Genomic DNA, 7,254 nt, shown 5'->3' with positions numbered 1-7,254 from the left:
AATAAAAGTTATTTTAGATTATTTGTTATGAATAATATGTAACATATGCTTATTTTTTATTTTTAGTAAATATGGCTATCTTTTTATATATTAAAATATAAATAGTATTAATTGTAAGTTTTAATTTACTTATTATTTAGTATCAATAATACTTGAATAATTTAAAATAATTATGTGGGTATAAAATAAAAAATATACTCGGTGAAATATATGGTATTAAAACGTTTTACAAAAATGGAAAATGCATCAGCAGATGAAATGGTTTTCGGACAAACAAAACACCCAGTAAAGATGGGATTAGACCAGGTAATGGGTGGTGGAGATGTAGTTCCTAACATCAAAGTAGCTCCTGCAGAAGGATCAGAAGAATCAATTGATGGATTAGAAGCAACCTCTAAAAACATAGCATTTGCTGCATGTGAAAGAGCAGCAGCAATAGGGCTTCCTGCAATGCAAATAGAAACAGAACACGTACAACAACAATCTATCTCAAGAGAAGCATCAGAACGTTGTACAGCTGTTACATTTGAAGAACTTGAAAAATTACACGACAAATTCGGTGCAAAAGTATCACTCATGTCAACAGTAGCAGATATGAGAGAAGAAGAAAACGGTCTTAGAGGATCAGAATTTGACATAGCAATGGATGAATCATTCGAAGCATGTGCACAAAATGGAGCATCAATGCTTTGTATTGAAACTATTGGTGGTAAAGTTGTATCAGATTATGGTATATCAAGGGGAGATGTAAGAGCAATACTCTATGGTATAGGTGTACTTGGTTCTATTGATATGGAATATATGTGGACAAAAATTGTAGACATAGCAAAAAGAAACAATGTAGTTCCTGGTGGGGATACAGACTGTGCACAAGCTAACACTGCAATGTTCCTTGCAGGTGGATTAACTAGTAAAAACGTATCACATACAATTGCAGCAGTAGCAAGAGCAATTGCAGGAGCAAGAAGTTTAGTAGCAATTGAATGTGGTGCACAAGGACCAACAAAAGATTGTGGATATGAAAACCCTATTGTAAAATCAATAGCATCTGTACCAATCTGTGCAGAAGGTAAAAATGCAACATGTGCTCACTCAGACCTCATGGGTAACCTTGCAGCAGCAGTATGTGATGTATGGAGTAATGAATCTGTATATAACAGAGAAGAAATGGGTGGACCAACACCTGGTGTATGGTTACAATCCCTAGGTTGTGAATGTGCTCTTATGAATACAGCAACACAAATCGGAACAAACAAACAATTAAGAGATACATATGCACTAGCAGATAAATACAGAGATCCTCAAGGTGTAATATTATCATATGATAATGCATATGAAATTGGTAAAGCTATTACAGCAGAAGGGGAAGATATTTACTTAAGATCACGTGCAGCAGCACTTAAGGCAATAGAATTAATCAACGATGCAGTAGATCAAAATCGTATCTTATTAACAAGATTTGAAAGAGATACACTTGACTCTACCTTAAAAACATATGAACAATTACCTGATGATAAAGATAAATTCATAAAAACATGTATAAAACGTTATGGAAGAAAAGTAAAAGAACATGATCCATCACAATATGAATTATAAATAATTGAAAGGAAGTGTGTAAAAATGGATAGTCCGTTAGAAAAATATTATGGAAAATTAACAGATTATGATACAATTGCTATAAGATACAATGTTAAAATTGAAGGTCCTGCTCTTAAACCTGAAGATGATCCTGAAGTAATGGAAATATTACCTAAAGAAGAAGGAATAAAAAGAACAGTGGCTTTAGCTGTATTATATGGTGACAAAGACGAATGTGATGCACAAGTAGAAAAAGCATTAGATGCTGGTGAAGAACCAATAGACCTTATTAACAACGCTTTAATGAAAGGTATGGATGGTGTAAGTGCATTATATACTAAAGGTGAATTCTTCCTTCCTGATTTAATGCTTGCAGGAGATGCAATGATGTCTGGAGTAGCACTTTGTGAAGCAAAACTTGGACACAAAGCAGATTCCAAAGCAACAGTATGTTGTTGTGCAGTAGAAGGAGACCCTCACGATATTGGTAAAAACTTAATTGTTATGTTCTTAAATGCAAATGGATATGAAGCAGTAGATCTTGGTCGTGATGTACCTAACACTAAAGTAGTAGAAGCAGTAAAAGAAAACAAACCAGTACTTGTAACTGCAACAGCATTAATGACAACAACCATGACAGCATTTGGTAAAATCATAGCATTAATGCAAGAAGCAGGACTTGACACACCATTTGGTTGTGGAGGAGGAGCAGTACGTCGTGACTTTGTAGAAGAAAGTCCACAAACATTCTATGGTGTAGAAGCATACCACGTACCAAAAATAGCAGATGCTATTGTAGATGATGGTAAAACATGGGAAGACATCAGAAAAGAATATGCTGATATTGTTGGAGAATATGTAGCAGCATACTCCTAGAACTTGTCTACAAATTAGAAGATATAAAACTATTTTCTTTTCTTCTAACCTCCCTTTTTTTATAATTTAATTTAAATTAAACTTATTTTTTAAGATATTTCCTAATAATTCTTTTTTAAAGATGTACTATTTTTATAATTAATATTTTAAATATTTTAGCTAATCTTTATATTACACAAGATACTATAATTAATTAGAGTAAAAAAGTTATATTATGTTTAAACTAATTTACTATAAATAATAAGTGGAATCATATATGTCCAGATAAGGAGATGAGATTATGGTAGAAGAATATGCTATAGCAATGGATATAGGAACAAGTGGTGTTAGAGCACAAGCTATTAATGTTGAAGATAATAGTACAATTTCTACAACAGTTACATTAAGACATCCAATTCCTGGAGCTAATGTAATGGATCATTTACATTTTGCAGTGAATGTTGGTAGAGAACAAGCACACCAACTAATAATGGAAGCTGTAAATAAAGTAGTTGACCAGTTAGAAGTGGATAAATCTAAAATTACTAGATTTGCGGTATGTGGTAACCCAATTCAATTATCATTATTCCAAAATATTGAAATTAGAGATTTAGCATTTTGGGGAACAAATGCTGTTGAACGTATGAAAATTACACCACCAAAAAGAAATGCACAGATTATTAAACCAGGTGATGTTGACTTGGATATTAATCCTGATGCAGATGTATACATACCTCCAGCAATAAAACATGAAATAGGAGCAGATGCACTTGCAATGCTTGTTAAATCTGGTGTTGTTGACAAAGAAGGTATTTACTTAGTATCAGATTTTGGTACAAATGCAGAAATAGCACTTGTAATAGATGGTGAAATATTTTCTTGTTCAGCAGCAGCAGGACCTGCTATGGAAGGTCAGGCAATTGAATGTGGTATGCTAGCATCCCCTGGAGCAATTTGTGATGTAACAGCTGAGGGTGATCAGTGGAGAAACATGGTACTTAACAGTGATCTAAAAGTAGATGCATGTAACTTAATGGATGTAACTACAGGTGAAATTATAGAACAACAGAATCCACAAACACAAGCTCGTGGTATTACAGGTACTGGTGTAATTTCAGCATACAGTTTAGGTACAGAACAGGGAATTATTTCAATTCCAGATATTAAAACTGATGATAATAAAATAAATCTACAAGATGATGTTTACTTATCAGAAAAAGACTTAACTGAAATTGGTAAAGCATTAGGTGCTTTTAGAGCAGCACACATAACATTATGTGTAGAAGCAGGTATTGAATTAGATGATATTGATGCAGTTTATATGGCAGGTGCAAGTGGTTTCTATGTAGATCCAATGAAATCATTAACAGTAGGTCAAATACCTGCATGTTCATGGGATATTTACCAGATAGGTAACACATCACTCTCTATGGCAAGGGATATTGTTGAAAATCCCGACTTACTAAGTGAATTACAAGAAGTTGCTGATGGTATGAGGGGAAACCATATTACACTTGCAACATCTGAAATATTTGAGAAAATATATGGATTAGAACTTGCTGTATGTGAACAAAACATGCCATTATGGAAGTATGATGAATGGCTAGAAAGTTATGGCTATGGTAACTTACCTGAAGTAGAGGATGACCCTGAAATTCACAGATTATTTGAGAGTGATATACCAGATATTGGAGTAAATGGTTTATCTATTATTGAAGAGGTAGGTACTAAACTTGAAAGTAAGGTTGAAGGATGTATTAGTTGTCAAGCATGTGCAAATGAATGTCCTGAAAGTGCACTTAAAATTGAAGATGGTGTTGCTACTATACGTTCTGATTACTGTAATGGTAGTGCATGTTTAAGATGTGAGCTTGTATGTCCAGAGAAAGTATTCCTTTATGAGAAAATGTTCTATATTGAAGGTGAGGATGCAAAAAGTTTATAATTCCTCTTTCTATTTTTTTTATATTATTTAACTTTTTTTTAAATATAATTAGGTATGTCTTCTATGAAATCAATAGTTTTTGATAATGCTGGTACAATTCTTAAAAGAATAACTGTGTTAAATGATGTTGTCCATAATAAATTAATTTATGAAACAAATACTATAGGTATTGCTAATCAAAAAAAAAGTAGAATCATAGTTGTATTACAGGAATCTGTAAATGAATTATCTAGACATACTGGAACATTATATGATTATCTAAAGGATAATATGGAATATTTTGAAATTAGTTATTCACAAATAAATATCCTAAAAAGTGATGTTGTGGATGTATTGGCTAATGATTCAACATCGTTTCATGACTTATTTTTAGCTACAAATACTTTGATTGAAAATTATGATGTTGAAATAATAAGTGGTTGTGCATTGATTGTTGATATGGATAATGGAATGATTGAATATGTATATACAGCAGGTGGTGTATTTTTTGAAGATACAAGACGTGTTATGAATTTTATAAATAATTCACCACTATCAATCTACATAGCATCAGGTGATAATAAAGAGTCACTTAGTAAAATAGCATCTATTCTAAAAATACCCAAGTCTAATGTGTATAGTACTCTAAATAGGGAAGGTAAATACAATCTAGTAAACACTCTTCAAAGAAGGGGCGACTATGTGTACATGGTTGGAAATCATACAAATGATCAATTAGCTATAGAAGCTGCAAATACTGGCATATTAACATTAGAACAGGGAGAAAATGTACCAGAGATACTAAAAGATTCAGCAGACCATATAATATATTCTATAGGCGATGTTATATCAATTATAAAAAAAAATAGGGGAGATTAGATTTTATTTAAAACTTCATTAATAATACGTTCCTTATCTTCCTCATTTTTTGCAACAACATTTAATGTATTTTCAAGAGCTTCTCTAGTTGGAGGTATTTCATTCAATGCAATAAGTGATCTAACCCAGTCAACAGTACTTCTTATGGAAGGTTTTTTAGATAAGTCTAATTTTCTTATTTTCTGAGTTTTTTCCACAATATCATCAACTAAATTATTCTCAGCAAGGGGAACTCTCTTATTTACTATACTTACTTCACGTTCATATTCTGGATAATCAATATATAAGTATAAACATCTATCCTTTGTTTCATCAAGAAGAGTACGTTGTGCATTTGATGTGAGAACAACAATTAAATCATTTTTAAGTTCAAATGTATCTAAATCATTTACAGTAATTTCCTGTTCACCTAATGCTTGAAGTAGAAAACTTTCAAGTTCTTCATCAGCCTTATCAATTTCATCAATTAAGAGTACTGATGGTTTTGTGTTACTAAATGCTGTTAGAAGGGGTCTTTGTATAAAGAATTCATTTGAAAATATCGTCATATCTTCCTTATTTTCCCTTGCTAATTCTAGGTATAATAACTGTTTCTGATAATTCCATTCTCCAACAACTTGCTCAAAGGTTATTCCCTCATAACATTGTATTCTAAAGAAGTCCCTGTCAAAACTTTCTGCAATTGTTTTTGCAAGTTCTGTTTTTCCAGTACCTGGCGGTCCTTCAATAAGTATTGGCTTTTTTAACATAAAAGCTAGAAACAATGTGGTATTTATTTGATTGTTAGAAATGTAATTATTTGCTTCTAATTTTTTATTTATTTCTTCAATTTCTTTCATGTTTATCACTATATTTCCACTATCTTATAATCTTTAGTTCCCATATTTAATTGTTGTGCAAAGTCTATTTGCATATGTCCATCTATATTTCTCCACACACCCTTAAATTTATCAGCACCTTCTTCATGGTTAGACTCAAGTGCTGAATCAATTAATCCAAGTTCCTTGTTTATAAGATCATAACTTGCCTTATCTATAGCTACAGGATCATAACTTGCTAGAATACCAATATCTCTAACAATTGGTCTGTCACTATACGGATTACAATCACAATCTGGAGCAATATCTGTTAAAAAGTTAATATATAAGACTTTATCATCCTTATCTTTAACAGAACCATATGCATATTCCATCATTGATTCAATAAATTCCTCAGAATTAATTTTATTTAGTTTTATAGCATTTTTTGGACATGCACCTATACAATCATTACATCCGATACATTTTTCATAATTAATATGTGCATGTGTATCTACTGTTATAGCATTTTCTGGACATGCATCTATACATACATTACATGCAAGACATGCAATTTTTGATATGAATGGTGCTGCAATTTTATGTTGATGGATTTTTCCTCTTCTAGAAGCACATCCCATTGCTAGATTTTTAAGTGCTCCTCCAAATCCTGCTAGTATATGTCCTTTTACATGGGATATAACTATCATTGCATCACTATCATATATGTCCTTTGCAATTTTTACTTTGTTAAATAGTTTTTTATTTATTTCTACTTCAACATCACTACAACCTGTTAGTCCATCTGCAATTATTACTGGAGCATTTATAACAGAATATGTAAATCCATGTTTTGTTGCAGTTTCTAAGTGATCCACACTATTATCACGTTTTGCGTGGTATAATGTGTTTGTATCAGTTAGAAATGGTTTTGAATTGAGTTTTTTTAATGCATCAACTATTTTTCTGGCATATTGTGGTTGTATATATCCAGTATTTCCTATTTCTCCAAAGTGTGTCTTTATTGCAACTTTATCATTTTCACTAATAAGAAATGAAAAACCAGTTCTTTCATATAATCTTTCTAGTTTTAGAAGTAAACTATCATTGGGATTATTCGAAGTCATATTAGTGAAATATACTTCACTTTTCATATTTTAGCCACTTATTATTAAATAATTAATACTATTGAATTTACTTTATAAATACTTTAATAATATT

General features: G+C 31.5%; 6 protein-coding genes. 4 read left to right on the top strand and 2 right to left on the bottom strand.

All coding sequences use genetic code 11. The annotated features are described in order from the left end of the window. Positions 1–210 precede the first annotated feature (210 nt). The 4 genes from mtaB to A9758_RS00655 all read left to right on the top strand — a co-directional run bounded on the left by mtaB (position 211) and on the right by A9758_RS00655 (position 5,236). Complete coding sequence (gene mtaB / locus A9758_RS00670; protein ID WP_011405804.1) at positions 211–1,596, top strand: methanol--corrinoid protein co-methyltransferase MtaB; 1,386 nt, start codon at positions 211–213, stop codon at positions 1,594–1,596. Positions 1,597–1,620: 24 nt separating this feature from the next. Then, entirely contained in the window at positions 1,621–2,454 is an 834-nt protein-coding gene (mtaC, locus tag A9758_RS00665; protein ID WP_011405805.1) for a methanol--corrinoid protein MtaC, read from the top strand. Positions 2,455–2,734: 280 nt separating this feature from the next. Then, positions 2,735–4,378: a methylamine methyltransferase corrinoid protein reductive activase gene (locus A9758_RS00660; protein WP_011405806.1), complete on the top strand. Its 1,644-nt coding sequence runs from the start codon at positions 2,735–2,737 to the stop codon at positions 4,376–4,378. A gap of 63 nt (positions 4,379–4,441) precedes the next feature. Further along, the gene (locus tag A9758_RS00655) at positions 4,442–5,236 is read left to right on the top strand and encodes an HAD family hydrolase (protein WP_011405807.1); all 795 of its coding nucleotides are present in this window, start codon (positions 4,442–4,444) and stop codon (positions 5,234–5,236) included. Here the strand turns inward: A9758_RS00655 and A9758_RS00650 are convergent. Further along, the gene (locus A9758_RS00650) at positions 5,233–6,087 is read right to left on the bottom strand and encodes a MoxR family ATPase (RefSeq protein ID WP_048059676.1); all 855 of its coding nucleotides are present in this window, start codon (positions 6,085–6,087) and stop codon (positions 5,233–5,235) included. The genes A9758_RS00655 and A9758_RS00650 overlap by 4 nt on opposite strands. After that, positions 6,084–7,187: a DUF362 domain-containing protein gene (locus tag A9758_RS00645; protein ID WP_011405809.1), complete on the bottom strand. Its 1,104-nt coding sequence runs from the start codon at positions 7,185–7,187 to the stop codon at positions 6,084–6,086. The genes A9758_RS00650 and A9758_RS00645 overlap by 4 nt, the downstream gene beginning before the upstream one ends. Positions 7,188–7,254 lie beyond the last annotated feature (67 nt).

It is taken from the genome of Methanosphaera sp. A6 (assembly GCF_001729395.1).
In the GTDB taxonomy this organism is placed as follows: Archaea; Methanobacteriota; Methanobacteria; order Methanobacteriales; family Methanobacteriaceae; genus Methanosphaera; species Methanosphaera stadtmanae.
This window is presented reverse-complemented; position numbering and strand designations above follow the sequence as displayed.